Origin of the sequence: Labrys sedimenti (genome assembly GCF_034424805.1) — a bacterium.
Classification (GTDB): domain Bacteria; phylum Pseudomonadota; class Alphaproteobacteria; order Rhizobiales; family Labraceae; genus Labrys; species Labrys sedimenti.
Map to the genome: position 1 here is coordinate 1 of NZ_JAXOUF010000033.1, position 19,832 is coordinate 19,832.

General features: G+C 59.4%; 18 protein-coding genes and 4 pseudogenes. 4 read left to right on the forward strand and 18 right to left on the reverse strand.

Going from position 1 to position 19,832, the window contains the following annotated elements; genetic code table 11:
* Window positions 1-73: 73 nt before the first annotated feature.
* From U1R88_RS33415 to U1R88_RS33430, 4 genes are all read right to left on the reverse strand, one after another.
* Window positions 74-745, reverse strand: a complete 672-nt coding sequence (locus U1R88_RS33415; protein ID WP_322435198.1) for an ABC transporter permease — start codon at window positions 743-745, stop codon at window positions 74-76.
* Between the two features lie 65 nt (window positions 746-810).
* On the reverse strand, window positions 811-1,923 hold the full coding sequence (locus U1R88_RS33420; protein WP_322435199.1) for an ABC transporter ATP-binding protein: 1,113 nt from the start codon (window positions 1,921-1,923) through the stop codon (window positions 811-813).
* Window positions 1,924-2,024: 101 nt separating this feature from the next.
* On the reverse strand, window positions 2,025-3,053 hold the full coding sequence (locus U1R88_RS33425; protein WP_322435200.1) for an ABC transporter substrate-binding protein: 1,029 nt from the start codon (window positions 3,051-3,053) through the stop codon (window positions 2,025-2,027).
* A 158-nt stretch (window positions 3,054-3,211) separates the two neighbouring features.
* On the reverse strand, window positions 3,212-4,612 hold the full coding sequence (locus U1R88_RS33430; protein ID WP_322435201.1) for an aminotransferase: 1,401 nt from the start codon (window positions 4,610-4,612) through the stop codon (window positions 3,212-3,214).
* Between the two features lie 123 nt (window positions 4,613-4,735).
* Here U1R88_RS33430 and U1R88_RS33435 point away from each other — a divergent pair.
* Together U1R88_RS33435 and U1R88_RS33440 are read left to right on the forward strand one after the other, a co-directional pair.
* Window positions 4,736-4,981 (forward strand): annotated as a pseudogene (locus tag U1R88_RS33435) (IS110 family transposase); the annotation flags it as partial.
* Window positions 4,982-5,296: 315 nt separating this feature from the next.
* Window positions 5,297-5,731: a winged helix-turn-helix transcriptional regulator gene (locus U1R88_RS33440; protein ID WP_322435202.1), complete on the forward strand. Its 435-nt coding sequence runs from the start codon at window positions 5,297-5,299 to the stop codon at window positions 5,729-5,731.
* Between the two features lie 125 nt (window positions 5,732-5,856).
* Here the strand turns inward: U1R88_RS33440 and U1R88_RS33445 are convergent, their stop codons facing one another.
* A complete protein-coding gene (locus U1R88_RS33445; protein ID WP_322435203.1) occupies window positions 5,857-6,801 on the reverse strand; it encodes an aromatic alcohol reductase in 945 nt (314 codons plus the stop codon).
* Window positions 6,802-6,936: 135 nt separating this feature from the next.
* Between U1R88_RS33445 and U1R88_RS33450 the strand changes: the two are divergent.
* Window positions 6,937-7,152 (forward strand): annotated as a pseudogene (locus U1R88_RS33450) (transposase); the annotation flags it as partial.
* A 31-nt stretch (window positions 7,153-7,183) separates the two neighbouring features.
* Here the strand turns inward: U1R88_RS33450 and U1R88_RS33455 are convergent.
* The 8 genes and pseudogenes from U1R88_RS33455 to U1R88_RS33490 all read right to left on the reverse strand — a co-directional run.
* Window positions 7,184-7,645: pseudogene (locus tag U1R88_RS33455) on the reverse strand (IS3 family transposase); the annotation flags it as partial.
* A gap of 115 nt (window positions 7,646-7,760) precedes the next feature.
* Window positions 7,761-7,961 (reverse strand): annotated as a pseudogene (locus U1R88_RS33460) (transposase); the annotation flags it as partial.
* 131 nt (window positions 7,962-8,092) lie between these two features.
* Entirely contained in the window at window positions 8,093-8,854 is a 762-nt protein-coding gene (locus tag U1R88_RS33465; protein WP_322435204.1) for a type 1 glutamine amidotransferase domain-containing protein, read from the reverse strand.
* Window positions 8,855-8,933: 79 nt separating this feature from the next.
* Window positions 8,934-9,515, reverse strand: coding sequence for a DUF924 family protein (locus U1R88_RS33470; protein WP_322435205.1), 582 nt, complete (start codon window positions 9,513-9,515; stop codon window positions 8,934-8,936).
* 13 nt (window positions 9,516-9,528) lie between these two features.
* On the reverse strand, window positions 9,529-10,731 hold the full coding sequence (locus tag U1R88_RS33475) for a low temperature requirement protein A (protein ID WP_322435206.1): 1,203 nt from the start codon (window positions 10,729-10,731) through the stop codon (window positions 9,529-9,531).
* An 8-nt stretch (window positions 10,732-10,739) separates the two neighbouring features.
* Window positions 10,740-11,000 (reverse strand): hypothetical protein, encoded by a 261-nt coding sequence (locus U1R88_RS33480; protein ID WP_322435207.1) that lies wholly within the window; start codon window positions 10,998-11,000, stop codon window positions 10,740-10,742.
* A 19-nt stretch (window positions 11,001-11,019) separates the two neighbouring features.
* Complete coding sequence (locus U1R88_RS33485) at window positions 11,020-12,396, reverse strand: aldehyde dehydrogenase family protein (protein ID WP_322435208.1); 1,377 nt, start codon at window positions 12,394-12,396, stop codon at window positions 11,020-11,022.
* A 73-nt stretch (window positions 12,397-12,469) separates the two neighbouring features.
* On the reverse strand, window positions 12,470-13,243 hold the full coding sequence (locus U1R88_RS33490; RefSeq protein ID WP_322435209.1) for an SDR family oxidoreductase: 774 nt from the start codon (window positions 13,241-13,243) through the stop codon (window positions 12,470-12,472).
* A gap of 145 nt (window positions 13,244-13,388) precedes the next feature.
* On the opposite strand from U1R88_RS33490, the gene U1R88_RS33495 reads away from it, so the two are divergent.
* Window positions 13,389-14,378, forward strand: a complete 990-nt coding sequence (locus tag U1R88_RS33495) for a LysR family transcriptional regulator (protein ID WP_322435210.1) — start codon at window positions 13,389-13,391, stop codon at window positions 14,376-14,378.
* Between the two features lie 312 nt (window positions 14,379-14,690).
* Here U1R88_RS33495 and U1R88_RS33500 read toward each other — a convergent pair whose 3' ends face one another.
* From U1R88_RS33500 to U1R88_RS33520, 5 genes are all read right to left on the reverse strand, one after another.
* Window positions 14,691-16,457 (reverse strand): oleate hydratase, encoded by a 1,767-nt coding sequence (locus U1R88_RS33500; protein WP_322435225.1) that lies wholly within the window; start codon window positions 16,455-16,457, stop codon window positions 14,691-14,693.
* Window positions 16,458-16,526: 69 nt separating this feature from the next.
* Window positions 16,527-16,760 carry a DUF1413 domain-containing protein gene (locus tag U1R88_RS33505; RefSeq protein WP_322435211.1) on the reverse strand — a complete coding sequence of 78 codons (234 nt, stop codon included), beginning with the start codon at window positions 16,758-16,760 and terminating at the stop codon, window positions 16,527-16,529.
* Between the two features lie 17 nt (window positions 16,761-16,777).
* Entirely contained in the window at window positions 16,778-17,761 is a 984-nt protein-coding gene (locus U1R88_RS33510; RefSeq protein ID WP_322435212.1) for a zinc-dependent alcohol dehydrogenase family protein, read from the reverse strand.
* Between the two features lie 83 nt (window positions 17,762-17,844).
* Entirely contained in the window at window positions 17,845-18,873 is a 1,029-nt protein-coding gene (adhP, locus tag U1R88_RS33515) for an alcohol dehydrogenase AdhP (RefSeq protein ID WP_322435213.1), read from the reverse strand.
* A gap of 152 nt (window positions 18,874-19,025) precedes the next feature.
* The gene (locus U1R88_RS33520) at window positions 19,026-19,823 is read right to left on the reverse strand and encodes a (S)-acetoin forming diacetyl reductase (protein ID WP_322435214.1); all 798 of its coding nucleotides are present in this window, start codon (window positions 19,821-19,823) and stop codon (window positions 19,026-19,028) included.
* Window positions 19,824-19,832: the final 9 nt, after the last annotated feature.

Below are 19,832 nucleotides of genomic sequence, written 5' to 3' on the forward strand. Positions count from 1 at the left end.
AAACAAATCACCCATAACGGCCTCCACCGGAAACCGTGAATCACATCTCAAACCAAATTAATAGGTCCTGAGCCTAGGTTCCGATTGCAGGGATGAACACAAGAATAGAGCCGGCGATGATGCCCGGCCTGGCGAGTGGTACGATGATTTCCCGAAGCACATTGAATGGACGAGCGTAGAGGTCGGAAGCCGCCTCGAGGAGGCTTCGGTCCTGCCGTTCCAGGCTTGCGTAGACAGGCAAGATCATGAGAGGCAGGTAGACGTAGACCAGTCCGAGGCAAATTGCGAAATTTGTAAACAGCATTTGTATTGGCTCGGAAATGAATCCAGCCTTGATCAGAAGTGTATTTATGATCCCTTCGTTACGGATCAAATCCTGTATGGCAAACGTCCGGATCAGCAGATTTGTCCAGAACGGAACAGTGACGAGCAAAAGCCATACTTCGCGGTTGAGTGGATTGCGGGTCGCGATGAAATAGGCAGTGGGAAATCCCAGGAGCAGGCACAGAACCGTGGTTGCCAGCGACAAGAGAAGCGAGCGCAGCACAATCGTGAGGTTCGTCCCCGACAGCGTCAGCGTGTCATCGAAAACATCACGGTCGAAAAGGACGCGCGTCCAGGCATCGAAAGATGGGGTAAAATTCACGCCGCCGGTCGAACCAGGGGTCAAGCATGAATAAGTCACGATAACCAGAAGCGGTGCGATCGCACCTATCATGACGACTAGAACCGCGGGACTGATCATGAGCCATTGCGTTCGACTTGCTGATTTGGACCGGACTGCTTCAAGACTTGCCATCTCGATGCCTCTCAACCTGGTAGCACCTGGGCTGAGTTCGGTGTGAACTTCACCGAAACCTCGTCGCCGACTGCAATAGAGAGATTTTCCTCCGGCGAATTATACCTGCGGACCGTGACAACAGCCGCACCATTACTCAATTCGACCGTGTACTGCGTCTCAGGACCGCAGAAACTTACCGCTTTCACAGACCCGGTAAGTTGGCCGGCCGGCTCCTGGGCCAACGGAAAAATTCGCAAATGCTCGGGCCGCACGACGATGTTCACCATTTGACCGGGCGCAACCCTGTCCTTGGTCGGGATAGCGACGGCGCCGATCCCCGGAAGATCGATCACAGTCCCGCAAGCATCCGATTCCAGTCCTTTGCCTTGAAGGAAGTTCGTTTCCCCGACGAAATTCGCAACGAATTGATTTGCAGGTTTGATGTAGACTTCGTGCGGGGTTCCGACTTGCATTATTTCACCTGAAGACAGCACGGCGACGCGATCGGACATCGTCAGAGCCTCCTCCTGGTCATGCGTTACGAAAATGAAGGTGATGCCCGTCGCAGCCTGGAGCGATTTGAGCTCCATCTGCATATCCTTGCGAAGCTTGTAGTCCAGCGCTGAGAGCGACTCGTCCAGGAGCAAAACCTTCGGTTCCGATGCTAGCGCTCGCGCCAGCGCGACCCTCTGCTGCTGGCCGCCCGATATCTGACTTGTCCGCCGATCGGATAGATTTTCCAGCCGCACGAGTTTCAACATTTCATCGACCCGTGCAGCGATTTCGTGACGGGGCCGTTTGAGCATCCGCAGCCCAAAGCCGATGTTTTGCGCAACCGTCATGTGCGGGAAAAGTGCATAGTTCTGGAAGACGGTATTGATGGGACGTTGGAACGGAGGTACCGACGCAATGTCCTCGCCCCCGAGAAGGATGGTGCCGGCCGTCGGATATTCGAAACCGCCTATCAGTCGCAACAGAGTGGTTTTTCCGCAACCCGATGGCCCGAGCAACGTGAAAAACTCATTGTTGAAAATGTCCAGCGTCGTGCTCTTGACCGCTGTGACGATGGCGTTTCCGGAACCGTAGGTTTTGGTGACCCGGTTCAACCGGATGGCTACGCCTAGTGTGGATTCATCTTTCATATTGTCCCCAAAATGAATCACTCAGCAAGGAGTTATGCCGCCGATAGGAAACGCGCCCGTCGAACGCAGTTCGAACATCGCCAGCGGACCGACAGAAGCACCTACTTCTGAATATCCTGCCAGATACGACTGTAGAGTTGCGTGATCTTCGGGTCGCAAAGCGTCAGGAGCTCGCCCTTTGATTTCATATCCTTGGCTATGGTGAGCTCCGGCGCACCTTTGATATCGTCGGTATAGTATTTATCGGCGCCGATGATAGCCGCTCCATATTTGGCATAGACCGAATTCAATGCTGCGTTTTCGGGCGCCATGATGAAGTTTTGAAAAAGCTTGGCGTTCTCCAGATTTGGAGCATCCTTTAAAACCACCACATTGTCAGAGCCATAGGTGAAGCCCTCTCTAGGAAGGCCATATGCGATGCTGTGGTTTTCAGTACGCCGCTTCAACGCTGAACCACTCCAGTCAAGCGAGGCCGAAACATCTCCGGTGGCCATTCTCTGGATGCCGGCATAGTCGATCGACAGCCAGCTCTTCTTGGCTTCCAGAAGACGCTCACGAACCTTGGTAAGCAAGGCCTTGTCGCTTGTGCACCATGTTCCGCCTTCGAACTTGATCGCGGCGAACATGATGTCGTTCATCTCGGGGACGATATTGATCTTTCCCTTCAGTTCGTCCGGCGGATCCAAAATCACCTTCCAGGTATTTATGTCCCCTTTGTAGACCGAGGTATTGACGCTAATGCCGCTCGTATACCAAAGCCACGGTACGGAATATTTTCGGCCCGGGTCGAAAGCGGGATCCCGCCACCTCTCTTCGAGGTTCTTGGCATTTTCCATCTGCCCGGGGTTTGTCTCGGCCAGCAGCCCTTCTTGAATATAAGTTGGGATGAAGCTCTGCGACGGAACTACGATGTCGAATCCGGAGGAGCCCTGGCGTACTTTCGCAAGTGCCGTGTCGTTGGAGTCGAAATCCGTCAATGTCACATGGACGTTGTAGGTTTTTGAGAATTTATCGATCAATTCGGGACTGGTGTATTCGCCCCAATTGTAGATGTTGAGATTGCCTTGAGCCAGGGCTACTGTGGTGTTCAGGCCAAGAATTAACGCGGTGGACGTGGCGGTGAATTTCATTTTGCCCTCGCTTGGTGTCTGGCTCGATAATCCGATATTCCAACGCTGCAGGACCGGAAGGCCTTCAAGGGAGCTTCACGCCCGGCTTCGAAGATGTTCAGGCTGGTTGGCTGTCGTCTAGCCATCCGCTCTGCCTAAAAGGAAGGCACGCAGCCGGATTATGCTGGGCTCCAAAGTCTCTCACGGATCAGGTCATCCGCAGTGGCTTCAATTCCTTTGCGAAGAGCATCGGTCATCATGTCGATTTGTGAGCGGCTGATGGTCAGCGGCGGGGACATCACACACATGTTGATCAGGGGTCGAACTAGTAACCCATTCTCCTGGCAATGAAAATCGATCCGCTTACCGATCGTCATGTCGAGATCAAGACGATTCTCAGTCTTAGCGTCGGCAACGCATTCAATCCCCGCCATCAGTCCGGCGCCGCGGACTTCGCCTACGAGGGGTAGCGCCTCGAGCGTTCGCAACTGCTCTTGAAAGTAGGGGCCGATTTCACGCGCGTGCTCAAGGAGACCGTCTTCTAGCAGTTCGATATTGCGGATTGCCACCGCGCACCCGATGGGATGACTGGAATACGTCAGACCATGCACGAAGTTCGCCTTGGGATGGTTCAGGCGGCGAAGTTCGCCGAGCAGGCGATCCGACACCATGACGCCACCGAGAGGAAAATATCCAGAGGTCACACCTTTCGCGAAAGTGATCATATCCGGCTGGATTCCGAATACATCTTGCGATGCGAAGATATGGCCGAGTCTTCCGAAAGCGGTGACAACCTCGTCCGCGATAAACAGAATGTCATTGTCTGCGCAGAGCGCACGCATGCGCTTCAGATAGTTCGGAGGCGACATCAGCACTCCGCCGCTCGCCTGGATCGGTTCGGCGACAAAAGCGGCGATCTGGTGGGCACCCTCGCGCTCGATGAGGGAGCGAAACTCCTCGACCAGGAAATCTTCGAACGCCTCTAGCGACAAATGCGCCGGTCGGTGGAAGGGATTGGGGCAAGTCAGCTTCCTGACGAGATCGCTTGCGCCATCCATCCAATCGTGATCACGCGGACGGCCGTTCAGCGATGCGGTCAGGTATGTCGAACCATGATAGCTTCCTTGGCGTGAGATCAACAACTTCTTCTGCGGCAGTCCACGTACATTGTTGTAAAACTGCACGAGCCGTATTGCTGTTTCGACCGCGGACGAACCGCCAGTCGTCAGAAAGACGTGGTTGAGGTCACCCGGCGCGCGCTCAGCAAGCATTTGCGCAAGCTTCTCCGCAGGAGCGTTGCTTGTATACCACGGTGTTGAATAGGTCAGGGACATTGCCTGGTCGCGCAATGTATCCGCCAGGGCTTTGTTGCGATGTCCCACGTTGATGCACCACATGCCTGCCGGTCCGTCAATCAGTTTTCTTCCGCTCTGATCCGTGACGAAGATATCTTCGGATGATGCGATGAGCTCGCGAGCTTCCGCACCGATGCTGCCGGCCAAGGGGGCGGCCTGGATTAGATGCAACCTCTCACTGGTGGGAGCGCTGATTTCCGTTGGCGAGAGAGCATGTTCAACCATAATAATCCTCGCGATCTAAAGACTAAGCCGTAGGAAGCATGTACCCCCTTTTCGCTCTAGCCACCGGACGGCTCGACAACGCCTATTTAGTAGGCATGCTCCCTTTTCTGGTTGACAAGTAGCCATGAATGCACCGTGGTCGGCCCGTCGTCGATCCAGAGGAAGCCCGGTGATCGGGTGAAGACAAACCGCCGGGATGCACTTGCGTTGGCTCGGCTGCTGCGTGCCGGCGAGCTGACCGAGGTTTGGGTTCCTGATGAAGGTCACGAAGCCATGCGGGATCTCGTTCGCGCCCGGGCGACGGCGGTCGAGACGCTTCGCGTCCACCGGCAGTACGTGAGCGCCTTCATGCTCAAGCACGAGCGTATCTAACCCAACACTCGACCTTCTCGTTCGTGAGCTGGCCGCCAGGATATGCTAGAGCCAGATCATGAAGAACGAGCTTGTGACGTTAGGTTAGTGATCCGATCGTCCGTGCAAATCCATATAAAATCTTATTGCCGGATCGGCAGGGAAGAGCTTCAGCACGTTCTGTAAACCGAAAGGTATCGTGGCATTCAGCCGCTGGCGAAAACTGTCGATGCGAAGGCGAGCGGCCTCATGCTCTATTCATTTTAGACGTTCTTTTCGTTACATCGCCTTAACTCGCCGACCCCCGGACGAGACATGTGGAATATACCGGTAATGACCAGAGAAGAAATCCTTAGCTACTCTCAAACAGTTTGCGATGGACTTCGCGAGGATGAAGACGGGGTGAGACGTGAGGTTCTGACCCACGCAGGAAACAGGTGGTCGCTTGGCGTCATTCACACCCTGGGTGTTTACGGCAGGCTTCGGCACGCAGATATTGGAAGACGAATGCACGGCGTCACTCAACGGATGCTAACTCGCACCCTACGCCAACTCGAAAGAGACGGCCTCGTCACGCGCTACGATCTCGTAGAGATGCCGCCGCGGGTAGAATACGAACTAACAGAATTGGGAATGGCTCTTCTCGTTCGTATGATTCCACTGTGGACATGGGTCGTCGAGAATTCGGAGCAGTTTCGAAAGTCCCGCGAGGACTTTGATTCCCGTCCACCGGAGAAGCCGTCCTGGCAGACGCGTTGGCAGCCCTGACACAGACGCCGTCGCTCCGTGATTTTCATCACAAAAGGGCCTCCCTTCTGAAGATGGAGTTTGTGACAAAGGTTGACGGGAGAAATCGAGATTATCGCGCTCCCCCATCGCACCTTTAAGCCCCTTTACTTTGCTGTCAGGTTCGCGGTGATCCAGTCGGAAACATCCGTGACCTTGATGCCTTCTCGTACGTTGAAAGTGCCGGCCTTGTCCCATGCCATGCCTCGCCCTATACCGAAGGCCGCTCGGTACTTGCGCATCATGTTTTGGGGATCGTTTGTCAGTTCTTCCATAAGGACCGGAACAGTCCATTCGGACCGGCTGAAGTGCCGGTTTAATCCCGCCTCGAGCTTGTCCGCAAGCTCGCCATAGGTGACGGTATCTCCGGCTAGGAAGACAATCTCGTTGGTGATGGTCGGCTCGTAGAACACGATTTCAGCGGTGAGGACGCCGATGTCGTCAGGCGTCGTCACCGTGAGAGCGTTATCGAAGCTGCCAAGGGCATTGACCGCGTTTTTCTCCAGATCAACTACACCGAACTCCGGCTCGAACAAATAACTCATGAACATGCCGGTGGAGATGATGACCCATTCGGTTTTTTGCTGCGAGCGAAGCAGCTCACGCACATCAAGTTGCGCGTCGAAGATGTCCTGCGGACCACCTCGACCAATTGCTTCGAAATCAACACCGAACTGCCACGGGAAATAGCGCGGAATTCCTGACTGCAAAGCGGCCTTTGCCAGCTTCATCGGTGTGTTGATCCCCGCCGCATATCCCGTGCAGCCAATTACAGTGTCATACTGCGAGAACAGAGATGCCAACTCGTCAACTGAGCTCTTCACCAAATCGCCCACGACTATCTCAATCCCCAAATCGCGAATTTCAGCAATGTCGCGCTGCTTGGCTGATGAGTCAGACTCTACGGCGCTGGGGCGCAACAAGACGCTTATCGTTGCACCGTCAATGTGCTTTGCGCGACGTGCGAGATTGCGCAGGACCGGCATGCCGAGTTCTCCTGCACCCAGCACGAGGATATTCCGTGACTTCACGTTGGAAGCTGTTTGATTCATAGTTTTCAATCCTTCAAAAATTAATTGTCGCCACTACTTGGCAAGCTCGGATCATGAAGAAAAGAAGGCACACGGATGATACTGTGAACCGCCTGGGGTTTGCCGGAGGCTCCAACTTCCAAATAGGATGGAGCCATGACGAGCAAAACGACGAACAAGTTTTCCCCTGAGGTGCGCGAGCGTGCGGTGCGGTTGGTTTTGGATCACGAGGCGGATCATTCCTCGCGCTGGACTGCCTGTCAGTCGATCGCGGCAAAGATCGGCTGCTCGGCCCACACGCTGCTGGATTGGGTGAAGAAGGCCGAGATCGATGCTGGCAAGAGGGCCGGTTTGCCAACGGACACGGCCGAGATGGCCTGCTGCCGGTTTTTCGGACACGAGATTAAGCTAGCATAGCTTGTTCCTCGAACTCTACGGGGCTCAGATAGCGGAGTATCGAGTGCCTTCGCCGAGGGTTGTAAAAGCGCTTGATGTAATCGAACACATCCGCCCTGGCGTCGTCTCTCGTTCTATAAACCTTGCGGGCTGTCCGCTCGGTTTTGAGCAACGAGAAGAAGCTTTCCATCGCAGCATTGTCCCAGACGTTGCCCGACCGGCTCATCGAACATGTGATGGCGTGGTCGGACATCAGGCGCTGGAACTGCTCACTGGTGTATTGCGATCCCTGATCCGAATGATGCAGCAGGCTGTCGGGCTTGCCTCTCCTCCAGATCGCCATGATCAGGGCGTCGGCGACGAGCTGCGCCGTCATCTGCGCCTTCATCGCCCAGCCGACGACACGCCGGGAGAACAGATCGACGACGGCGGCAACATAGAGCCATCCCTCGGCGGTCCAGAGTGGAGTAAGAAGCGCTTTCGCGCTTCTCAGACCGCTGACAAACCCCGTCATTTTTTGGCGGGGCTATTTCATGTGTCTGATGCAAGGGTTTGAGTGGCGGTTTTTTTGAGAAGGCACCGGTTCAGGCCGCTGCTGACCTGTAAGCGGGGGCCAGCAAGGTGGCGATGCGCTTGATGTTCTGGGCGGCGGCGGCCAGGAGGCATTGGCAGGCCACGCGCGTGAGCGTTCGGAAGCGGGCATAGCGGTGGCCATGCAGTTGCTTGGCATCGGCGAAGGGGCGTTCCACCGTTTCCTTTCGTCGCTTGTAGATCAGCTTGCCATAACCATTTGATGATTAATGAGATTCTCCGTGGTGGTTAGCGGCGGCCATCTCGGGCGTTCGGCGGCCGCGCTGGGATTTTCGAGCAAGCGGGCGGCAATTCGAGCGCGCGCGTTCCCTTGCCGCCCATGTGATCACGCATATTCATCAAGCGCTTCCAGCACGAGTTCCGCAGTAAGCCCGCTGCTGTACTGCTGCTGACCTGTGATGAGGCGGCCGTCGCGAATGGCGAACGGTTCGTTCGCGCCCCGGCACAGGAAGCTGGTGCCGGCGATTCCGGCGGCCTCACTCTGGATGGTGTGCTCGTTCAACGTCATGCCGAACGCCACATTCACCGCCTCCTCCTCTTCGTCGGTGAAGCCGGTCCATTTCTTGCCCTCGGCCAACAGCTTTCCATCGGAAAGGCGGGTCCAGAGCAACAGGCAGGAGCCGTGGCAGATCAGGGTGACGATCTTCCCCTTTTCGTAAAAGGACACGATGAGCGCGTGCAGCGCGGTATCGTCCCTGAAGGTCAGGAGTGGACCACCGCCGCCGGCGACCCAGACCGCGTCATAGTCGTCGACGTTGATTGCGCTGATCGGAAGCGTGTTCTTCAACAGCGCTCCGAACTTTGCATGATGGACGAAGCCCAGGCTGATGAGATCGTCGGCATAGGCGCCGCCCGGCGTGCGGGGATCGCTATGGGTGTCGAACATGACCTCGCCGCCTTTCGGCGAGGCGAGGTCCACCCGATGCCCGGCTTCCGTGAACATCAGGAAGGCCCGCGTCATCTCCTCGGCGAAGAAGCCAACCGGAAAGCCCTTCAGCTCGGTCGTGTTGGAGACGATGGACAGGATACGGCGCGGTTTGCGCTTCGCTCCAATGCGGGTTTCGATTTTCAGATCAGAGGCCGGCATATGCGTTTCCTTGTAGTTGGCTTGTCGTTTTGCGCATTCGTCGGGTACTGAGGCCCGCACGATGTGGCGATGTGGATGGCTATCCCTGGAAGCCGCCTTTGCTTAGGAAGGCCTGCTCCTCCTGCGTCGTGACGCGGCCGAGCATCGGATTGCGGTGCGGAAACCGCCCGAAACGGCGGATGATGTCGCGATGTCCCTCGGCATGATCCAGCCAGGGCTGGCCGAGTTGTCCGTTCAGGCGCACGGAGATGTCCTGATCGGCGATGTCTTCGGAATGCGCGAAAGGCAGGCAGAAGAACAGGCGCATTTCCGGCTCGACATCGTCCATATACCCTGCTTCGAGCGCCTGACGGGCATAGAGACGGGCCAACGGATCGGTAGCGTACATGTGGCCGGTACAACGATAGGCGTTGCGCGGGAACTGATCGGTCAAGATCAGGAGAGCAAGCGCGCCGCCAGGAGACGCCACCCAGCCGTCGTGCTTGCGTGCCGCGACGTCCATGTGCAGATTGAGGAAACGCTCGCGGAACGCCTGATCGAGGCTGGCATCCTTGTCGAACCAGCGCGCTGACGAAGCCGCCCAGAACGCGACGACGGCGCTCGCATTCGCTGGCGTGGCCCGCGTCGACTGCGGGGCTCCGGCGGTCACGGGGATACGCATGACGCTCTCCATCTCAGTGCACCACCTGCCGTTCGGCCCGGTCCGCGCGGCGCTTGCGCAGCATACGCCCTTCCCAGAAGCTCACCGCCAGCATGACGATGGTGGTCGACCAGCCGATGGTGAGCAGGTCCACCTGGGATGCGAGCGGAACCAGCGCCGCCAGCACGGCCGCGCCGGCGATGTGCGAGGCGGGCACGACGCCGTAGACCACCTTCTTGTAGATGGCGCTGCCGAGCAGGTAGATCGCCGGTCCGGCGGATAGGACCAGCGCATAGGAAGTTTTCACCGCGTCGTGCGGATGAGCGAGCACGAGATCGTTGCCGACGGCCGTGGCGATGACGCCGGCGATCAGGATGGCGTGGAGATAGTGGAAATAGGCGCCGATGCGTCCCGGATCGGCGGAGCGCGTGATGGTCCGGGTTGCGTCCTCGCGCGACGTCCCGAAATACAGCCACCACATGGCGAGCGTGCCGAGGAAGGTGGCAAGCGTCGCGGATAGAATGGCCGCGTCCCAGTTGTTCGTTCGAGCGAGCGTCGCCCCGGTCGCGAGCACGGTCTCGCCGAGCGCGACTATCACGAAGAGCTGGCAGCGTTCGGCGAGATGTCCGCCCTCGATGGTCCAATCGCTGGTTCTGGAGCGGCCGAGTCCGGGAAACGCGAAGCCGAACATCGGCGAGATGTATTCGCACAGCACTGCGATCGCCCACAGCGTCGCGCGAGACCAGCCTTCCAGGAAGGCGCCTGTGATCCAGAACGCAGCCGCGATCTTGACCCATCCAAGCATGCGGCGGTAATTGGCGGCGAGCGGATGGTCCTTGCCGAGTTCAAAGGCGATATAGGCTGTCCGCCCCACCTGGATCGCGACATAGGCGAGCGCGAAGACCAGCCCCCTTTCGCCAAAGGCGCCGGGAATGGCGGCGGCCATGAGGAGACCCGACAGCATCACCGCGAAGAGCAGCGAGCGAATGCGCGGGGTATCTGGATCGAACCAGTTCGTGACCCAGCACGTATATTGCCAGCCGAGCCAGACCGCGAACCACAAGACCAGCGTCTGGACGACGCCGGTCAGCGTCAGGTTGGTCAAAAGCTCGTGACTGAGCTGGGTGACCGCGAACACATAGACGAGGTCGAAGAACAGCTCAGCAAAGCTGACTCTCGCGTGGTGACCGTCGCGGCGGCGCAGCAGCGGATGATGGGTGGGAGCGTGGTCGGACATGGCGCTCCTCACCGCGCCAGCCGCCAGGCAGCGAGACCGGCCGCCGCCGCCGGCACGAGGAAAACGACGAGCAGGATCGGCAGTTCGTCTCGCACCGAATAGCCGGCCTTCGTCACGCCCGCCCACATATTGACGAGTGAGACGATGAGCCAGGCCGGGATGAAGAGCTTTGCCGCCATGGCAAGATCGGGATCGACACTGCCCCAGAGCCTGCCGAACAGAAGAAACAGGCCGAGCAGGACGAGACCGCCGCCAATCACCATCGCCATGTGCATCGCTCGATCCCCCTCAGGAAAACACGCTCAGGTTCTTCACGATGTCCTTGCCCGCATAGGGCGGGAAGACATCCAGCTCGACATCGGGATTGCCGATCAGCATGGCCTTGGTGTTGCTGAGCGCGTCGAAGCCGGCCTTGCCGTAGTATTTGCCGATGCCACTGTTGCCGACGCCGCCGAAGGGCAGGCTGTCGATCCAGCAATGCAGGTTGGTCTGGTTGATGCAGCCGCCGCCGAAGGAGAGGCTTGCCAGAACCAGGTCGATCGTCCCCTGGTCCTTGCTGAAGATATAAGCGGCGAGCGGCTTGGGCTTGCGTTTGATGATGTCGATTGTCGCCTTGAGGTCGGAATAGACCAGCACCGGCAGGACGGGGCCGAACACCTCCTGTTGCAGCGCCGGATCGCTCCATTCGGACGGATAGAGGATGGTCGGCTCGACATAGCGCGCTTCGACATCGAAGCGCCCGCCATGCACGACCTTCTCGGGCAGGATGTAGGACGCGACCCGCTCCGCGTCGTGCGTGCTGATCATCCGCGCGAAATCCGGGCTCCGGCTCGGATCATCGCCATACATCTTCAGGATCGACGCCTTGAGCTTGGCGATGAAGGCGTCGGCGACGCTTTCATGCACGCAGACATAGCCCGGCGCGATGCACCATTGGCCTGAGATGGCGTTGTGCCCCCAGGCGATGCGGTCGGCGGCGATGTCGAGATTGGCGGTGGCATCGACAATGGTCGGGTTCTGGCCGCCGAGTTCGAGCAGGACCGGCGTCAGATGCTCGGCGGCGGCGCGCATCACCACCTTGCCGACCGCCGACGAGCCTGTGAAGAAGATGAAGTCGAACGGCAGCTCCAGCAGTGCCGAGATCTGCTCGCGCCCGCCGGTGACGATCGCCACGTTCTCCGACGCGAAATAGCGCGGTACGAGATCAGCCAGCAGCGCTGCCGTGCGCGGCGTGGTGTTGGCGGGCTTGAGGATCACCGTGTTGCCAGCGGCGAGCGCGGCGATGGCCGGGTCGAGCAGCAGCAGGATCGGCGCGTTGAAGGGGCCGATCACCAGCGTGACGCCGTAGGGCTCCTTGTAGATGACGCCGCGACTGCCGGTCGCTTCGAGGCCGTCCGAGATCTTCACCGGCTCCGGGGCCATCAGCGCCTTCAGGTTTTCGCGATAATAGCGGATCACACCCATCGGGACAGTGATCTCGAACAGTTGCTCGAAGGGTGGCTTGCCGAAATCCTCGTGAAGCGCCGCGCAGAGCGCATCCTTGTTGTCGGTGAGCATCCGCTCCATGCGATCGAGCTGGTCGATGCGCCATTCATAGCTCTTGGTCGCATCGCTCAGGAAATGTTCGCGCTGGGCGTCGAGCATGGACTGGAACGGATTGGTCATGACGACCTCCCTTCAATTTCCGACGTGAAGAGAAGCGCCCCGGCAATGGCAGGCCCGCCGGGACGCTGCAGCTTCATTTCGTGGTGTAGCCGCCGTTGACGAGGATGGTCTGGCCGGTCATCCACCAGCCTTCGGAAACCATGAAGCGGATGTAGGGGACGATGTCCTCGATGTCGGTCAGCCCGGTCTTGGAGAATTTCGACAAGGCTGCCGCCGTCTTGTGATAGGCGACGGCATCCGCGCCCTCGGCCGGATAGAAGAACGGCGTGTCCATCGGACCGGGACCGATCGCCGTCACCGAGATGCCGCGCTCGCCGAACTCCTTGGACGCCGCCCGCGTGAAATGCTCGACCGGCGCCTTGGTGCCGGCATAAGCGGCGTAGAAGGGCGTGAAAGCGCCGAGCAGCGAGGTGACCACGGTCAAGACCTTGCCATTGTCGTTGACGTGCTTGCCGGCCTCCTTGAGGAAGAAGAAAGCCACCTTGGAATTGACCGCGGTCATCTCGTCATATTCGGCTTCCGATATCTCGACCATCGGCTTTTTCAGCACCTTGCCAACGGTGTTGATGGCGATATCGGGCTTGCCGATGGCGGCAACCGTATCGGCAAACAGCTTTTCCATCGCGCCAGCCGTCGTCAGGTTCGCCTGGAAGGCCACGGCCTCGGCTCCGGCCGCCTTCACTGCGGCGACCGTCGCGTCGGCATCGGCCTTGCTGGCCGCGCTGTTGTAGTGGATCGCGATCGCCTTTGCGCCATGCGCGGCGAGATCGCGGGCGACCAGTCCGCCAAGATTCTTCGCCCCGCCGGCGATGATGACGGTTTTGCCTGTGATGCTGTGATCGGTCATGGGGCGGCCTCCTTTTGCCGGCTGCGTGACCTCATCGATGTCGAGGCCGCTTTCTGAAGACAAAATACCGTCTAGGATTGCACGATAAAGACGATCATTCTGACATAACTTGTCAGAAAATCCGTGCAATTGGGGTGTCGACCACTTGGACCGCATAGACCTGTTCCGCATCTTCTCCCGCGTCGTCGAATGCGCGAGCTTTACCCGTGCCGCCGATACGCTCGGCATTCCCCGATCATCCGTCTCGGCGGCGGTTCAGGAACTGGAAGGCCGTGTCGGCGCGCGGCTGCTCCATCGCACCACACGGAAGGTGTCGCCAACGCAGGACGGCACGGCGTTCTATGAACGCTGCCAGCGGGCCATCATTGAGGTCGAGGACACGGAAAACCTGTTCCGGCAAACGGCGGCGCAGCCATCGGGCCGGCTAAGGATCGACGTTCCCGGTCGGATCGGGCGGCTCATCATTGCCCCGGCGCTTCCCGAGTTCCTTGACCGCTATCCCCAGATCGACATCGATCTGGGCGTGACCGATCGGGCAGTCAACTTGGTCGAGGACAGCGTCGATTGCGTGCTGCGCGTTGGCCCGCTCGGCGATTCCGGCCTGATCGCGCGGCCGATCGGCAAGCTGCCGTTGATCAATGTTGCAAGCCCTGCCTACCTGGAGCGGAACGGAACACCACAATCACCGGATGACCTGGGCGACCATTGGGCCGTCAACTATGCGTCGCCCTCCAGCGGCCGGGTCGAGGATTGGGAGTGGATCGAAGACGGCGCCCTGCGCACTCTGCCGCTAAGGGGGCGCGTCACCGTCAACAGTGCTGAAGCTTACATCGCCTGCTGTCTCGCTGGCCTCGGCTTAATCCAGATCCCGGCCTATGATGTGCGTCTCCATGTGGAGGCGGGCCAACTGGTCGAGATCATGCCTCGTTATCGTGCGGAATCCATGCCGATGACGTTGCTCTATCCGCATCGGCAGCACCTGTCTCACCGGTTACAGGTGTTCGCCGACTGGCTCGAAGAGCTGCTGAGGCGCAAGCTTTTGGAAGAAGCAATCACTGAGGTAAATGTCGACAGCGCATATGAGGCAATAGAGGGAAATCGGCGGCTAAGTGGTTCTTTAAAATGGCAAAATTAGCCCAGTTGACGGGCCGTGCCCGATGATGATGAGTACTACGTCTACGCTATAGCACTCCAATTCCGCCTGAAGTACGCGCCCGGCCGAATCGGACCGACCGAAACCGACAAATGTTGCGGCTCACACTCCGACTGAAGGCCGCCTTTCATGCATGTATCAAGGGCCACGGATCATGCCAACGCTGTGAACTATCTCATTGCTGCGCTTTCACATAGACGCGGCGATAATCCTCGATCAGGGGCCAATTGCCCCTTGATCCAAGAGGTGAATCCCTCAAAGGACAGGCAGCATGCTGATGCCCACCTGGCACACTCATTCGGAGATCAGCTTGTACTCCTTCAGCAGGTCGCCGATCTCGGTTGCATCGAGCTTTTTCAGAAGCAGGTTTCGCAGGAAGGCCGGGCCTGGGATGTCGATTCCCTTACCATCTCGCAGCGGAGCCACGGCCGCCAGCAGCGTGCGAATGTCGTAGGTCGAGTTGAACACTTCCGGCACGCCGCGTTCGATATTAAGCAGCGTATAGACGGCCTCCATCGGCGTGCGCACCGAGTATTCGGTGGTGAAGATGCAATCCCGCTCCTTCGTCTCGGCGAACTGGCCGACGAACGCGAAATTGACGGCATCCTTTGGCACGACATCTGGTCGGTCGCCGGCCTGGCGCGGCATGAAGAACGCGGTGATGTAGGGCATCATCACCGGCACTGTCTTCGCGCCGGTTGCCGCCAGTTCAGGAATCTCCTCAACCGGCACGCCGAGATGGTAGAGCCATTCCTGCGTGATCTCCTCGCCGCTGCAGTCCTGCATCGGTTTCTTCACGTAGTCGCCGGGCCTGTCCACGAACAGCGAATAGAACCAGGACACGACCTGATCCTTCGGCTGTTGCTTGAAGTGCGGCTGGCGGTTCACGGTCCAGCTGCACAGCCAACTCGAATCTTTGACGGTGACAATGCCGCCGCTGACCACCTTGCCGCTGAAGGGATCGCGTTTGACGACCTTCTGGATGTAGTTGGGGATACGCTCATCGAGCGTGGTGATCGTGGCCGATTCCCATTTTGTCTCCGGAATGTGGGCGCCGAACACGTCGGGGCGGCCAAAAGCCGGATCCTTCGCGGCGATGCGCCGCCACAGGTCCCATGCCGGGGCCGGCCCCTCGTTGAGCTTTGCCGGCGAGTGATGATCGCCGGTGTCGGAATTCTCGGTCAGCGAACCGATGGTCATGAACACCAGATCGTCCGGCCCGAGATCGACACCGCCCGCCGCGCCGTCGTCCAGCCAGTGGATGCGCGTGGCCTGCTTGCGGTCCGACTGAATGTCGAAATCGACGTCGGTGACCTCGATGCCATAGCGGAACGTCACGCCGTGATCCTGCAACCATTTGACCAGCGGCAGGACAAGCGATTCATATTGATTGTACCGGGTGAATTTTAGTGTCGAAAAATCCGCCAGGCCGTGGATGTGATGAATGAAGCGATGCAAATAGAGCTTCATCTCCAGTGCCGAATGCCATTCCTCGAAGGCGAACATGGTGCGCCAGTAGAGCCAGAAATTGCTGGCCAGGAAATCCTCGCCCAGAACTTCGTTGATGCGCTTGTTCTCCATCTCCTCGCGGGTCGCGAAGAAAAGCCGCAGCAGGTCCTTTTGCGCTTTGTCGTTCAGGGTTAGCAGGGTCTTGTCGGGAACGTCTTGCCCCTGCTTTTGTGTGGTGCGCTGCAGCGAGGAGTTGGGATCGCTCTTGTTGAGCCAGAAGAATTCATCGAGGACGCTTGCACCGTCGATCTCCAGCGAAGGGATCGAGCGGAACAGATCCCACAGGCATTCGAAATGGTCTTCCATCTCGCGGCCGCCCCGGATCACGAAGCCCTTTTCAGGTTCCTTGATCCCGTCCAGCGCGCCGCCCGGCAGCCTCAACTCTTCGAGGATGGTGATCCGGGCGCCTGCCATATGTCCGTCACGGATCAGGAAGGCTGCGCCGGCAAGCGAGGCAAGACCCGATCCGACGAACCACGCCGTCTTGTTCTCGACCCCTTCGGGTTTGCGGGGACGGGCAAAGGCTTCGAAGTTTCCGCTGGAATAGTGCATCGCAAATATCCTTCTCAGTAAGCGCCGGCTCATCGGGTTTCGGATGGCCGCGTTCGTCATCAGCCTCTCTTATCGGGCTTTGAGGTATACGTGGCCGCCGGCGTTCTTTTTCCTCGTGTCCGTTACGTGCACAAAATATCCCTTGCGCACGAGATTCATAAATTCGCGACCGAGCTTTACCTTGTCGCCGACATAAAGTTCATTCCAGCCCGTCCCATAAACGTCGGGGAAGTGGAACACCCCCGGAGCAAGGGCTGAAATCGCCTTTTCCAGAGCGCTCAACCGTTTTGCCTGCATGAGCATCTCTCTTCCCGCCTCATTCATGGAACGAGCACGGCCGCTCCCTCGAAGCGGCCGGCGCGCAGATCTTTGAGGGCCCGATTGGCCTCCCGCAGCGGATAGGACGTCGTCTGCGTGACGATGCCGATCTCGGGCGCAAGGCCTAGGAAATCGATCCCGTCCTGACGCGTCAGGTTGGCAACGGATAGAAGCTGACGCTCTTCCCAGAGCAGCGCGTAGGGGAAGCTCGGTATGTCGCTCATATGGATGCCGGCGCAAACGACACGCCCGCCTTTCCGGACGGCTTTCAGCGCAGCGGGGACGAGACTGCCCACCGGCGCGAAAATGATCGCCGCTTCGAGGGGCTCCGGCGGCGCCTCATTCGACCCGCCGGCCCAGGCTGCGCCCAGCCGCAGCGCGAACTCCTGGGTGACAGTGTCGCCTGGGCTGGTGAAGGCGAAGACCGAACGGCCTTGCCACCGCGCGACCTGGGCGATGATGTGGGCCGCCGCGCCGAAGCCGTAGAGCCCGATCTTCCTGGCCTCGCCGGCCATCACGAGCGAGCGCCAGCCGATGAGGCCGGCGCAGAGCAAGGGAGCCAGCGACACATCGTCGCCGTCTTCGCCCAACGGAAACGCGAAGCGCGCGTCGGCTATGACGGACGTGGCGTAGCCGCCGTCGCGCGTATAGCCGGTGAATTGCGGATCGTCGCACAGGTTCTCGCGCGCGCTTCGGCAGTAAGGGCAAATCCCGCAGGTATGGCCGAGCCAGGGGATGCCGACGCGTTGTCCGGGACGATGGTCGTCAACGCCGATGCCGACCGCCTCGATGCGGCCGACGATCTCATGGCCGGGAATGATCGGGACGTGAGGGTGCGCGAGCTCGCCGTCGACGACATGCAGATCGGTCCGGCACACGCCGCAAGCCCCCACCTTCACGCGGATCTCGCCTGGGCCGGGCTGCCTGTCGGGCAGTTCGGTCCAGACAAGGGGTGCTCCGATCGCGTTCAGAACCATGGCGTGCATGTGCTTCTCCTATGGCCTGACAGGCGCCAGCGGCGGTCGTTGTTGTGGAACCGGACCGCACTCGGTCCGGCAAGCCGGGCCTGCTATCCCTGGAAATCGAGCACGATGCGTCCCTGGATGTCGCCGTGATGCATGCGGGTAAAGACGTCGTTGATGTTTTCGAGCTTGTCCGTCGCGACGGTCGCCTTGACCTTGCCGTCGGCGGCGAAATCCAGCGCTTCCTGCAGATCGAGGCGGGTTCCGACGATCGAGCCGCGCACCGTCACGCCGTTGAGCACGGTGTCGAAGATCGACAGGGGGAAGTCGCCCGGCGGCAGGCCGTTGAGCGATACCGTCCCGCCGCGGCCGACCATGCCGAGCGCCTGCTCGAAGGCCTTGGGCGAGACAGCAGTGACCAACACGCCCTGAGCGCCGCCGACTTCCTGCTTCACGAAGGCGATCGGATCGGCCTTGCGGGCGTTTACCGTGAGCGCTGCGCCGAGGCTTCTGGCCAGATCGAGCTTGGCGTCATCGATGTCGACGGCGATCACGTTGAGGCCCATGGCCTTGGCATATTGGACCGCCAGATGGCCGAGACCGCCGATCCCGGAGATCACCACCCAGTCGCCGGGCTTGGTGTCGGTCACCTTGAGACCCTTGTAGACCGTGACGCCTGCGCACAGTATTGGCGCGATGTCGACGAAACTGACCTTGTCGGGGAGATGGCCAACATAGTTGGGATCGGCGACGACATATTCGGCGAAGCTGCCGTTCACGGAATAGCCGGTGTTCTGCTGCTCGTTGCAGAGCGTTTCCCAACCTCCGAGGCAATGCTTGCAATGGCCGCAGGCAGTGTAGAGCCAGGGGACGCCGACGCGGTCGCCTTCCCTGACGTGTCGGACGCCGGTGCCGACGGCGACGACATGCCCGACACCCTCGTGGCCGGGGATGAAGGGCGGCTTCGGTTTGACCGGCCAGTCGCCATCAACGGCATGCAGGTCGGTGTGGCAGACGCCCGTCGCCGCGATCTTGACGAGAATCTGGCCCGCGCCCACGGTCGGCACCGGGACCTCTTCGATGATCAGCGGCTTGCCGAATTCGCGGACGACCGCCGCCTTCATGGTCTTGGTCATGGATACCTCCAGGGTGTTGGTTGACGTATTTCAGAGGATTGCTTTCACACTCCGCGCAGCGCAGTTGTTCCAGCGATAGGCGATGCCGCGGTCGATCGGGGGGTGCGATCCGATGATGTACCCGGATCGCGGTCCCCCTGACGCCGATGAAATCAATTGAAGACCATGCCACCGTCGATGATGAGGGCCTGACCAGTCATGTAATCTGAATCCGGGCCAGCAAGGTATGAGACGCAAGCGGCCACATCTTCCGGCTCGGAAATCCGACCGAGCACAACGCTACTTGCCCACTGCTGGAGACCCCATTCCAGGGACTTGCCGTTCTCGTCGGCGACCTTCTGAGCGATGCCTTCCATCATCGGCGTGCGCACGATCCCCGGGCAATAGGCATTGGACGTGATACCGAGCGGGGCGAGATCCTTTGCTGCGGTCTGGGTAATGCCGCGAATGGCGAACTTGGTGGCGCCATATACAGCGAGGTCCGGATTACCGACCTGACCGGCCTGCGACGAAGCGTTGATGATCTTGCCGACGATATCTCCATTCTTCGCGGGCTTGCGCGCCTTGAAATGCTTCACGGCGGCCTGGATGCCCCAATAGGTCCCCCCGACATTGACGTCGAACACCTGGTGGTAGATTTCGGGGGTGATGTCCTCGATCGGAGTGACCGGGCCAAGGCCGGCATTATTGATCATCACGTCCAGACGGCCGAAACGGGCAACGACCTCATCCACCGCCTGAAAGACCTGTTCGCGTTGCGAAACATCCACCTGGACGCCGAGCGCCTCGCCGCCGCTGGCGATAATCGTGTCGGCCGCTTTTTTTGCCGTGGCGGCATTATAGTCGAGACAGCCAATGGCAAAACCATCCCTGGCAAGGCGGATGGCGATAGCGAGACCGATGCCTTGACCAGCACCCGTGACAACGGCAATTTTTTTATTGGCAGCCATACTGCTAAT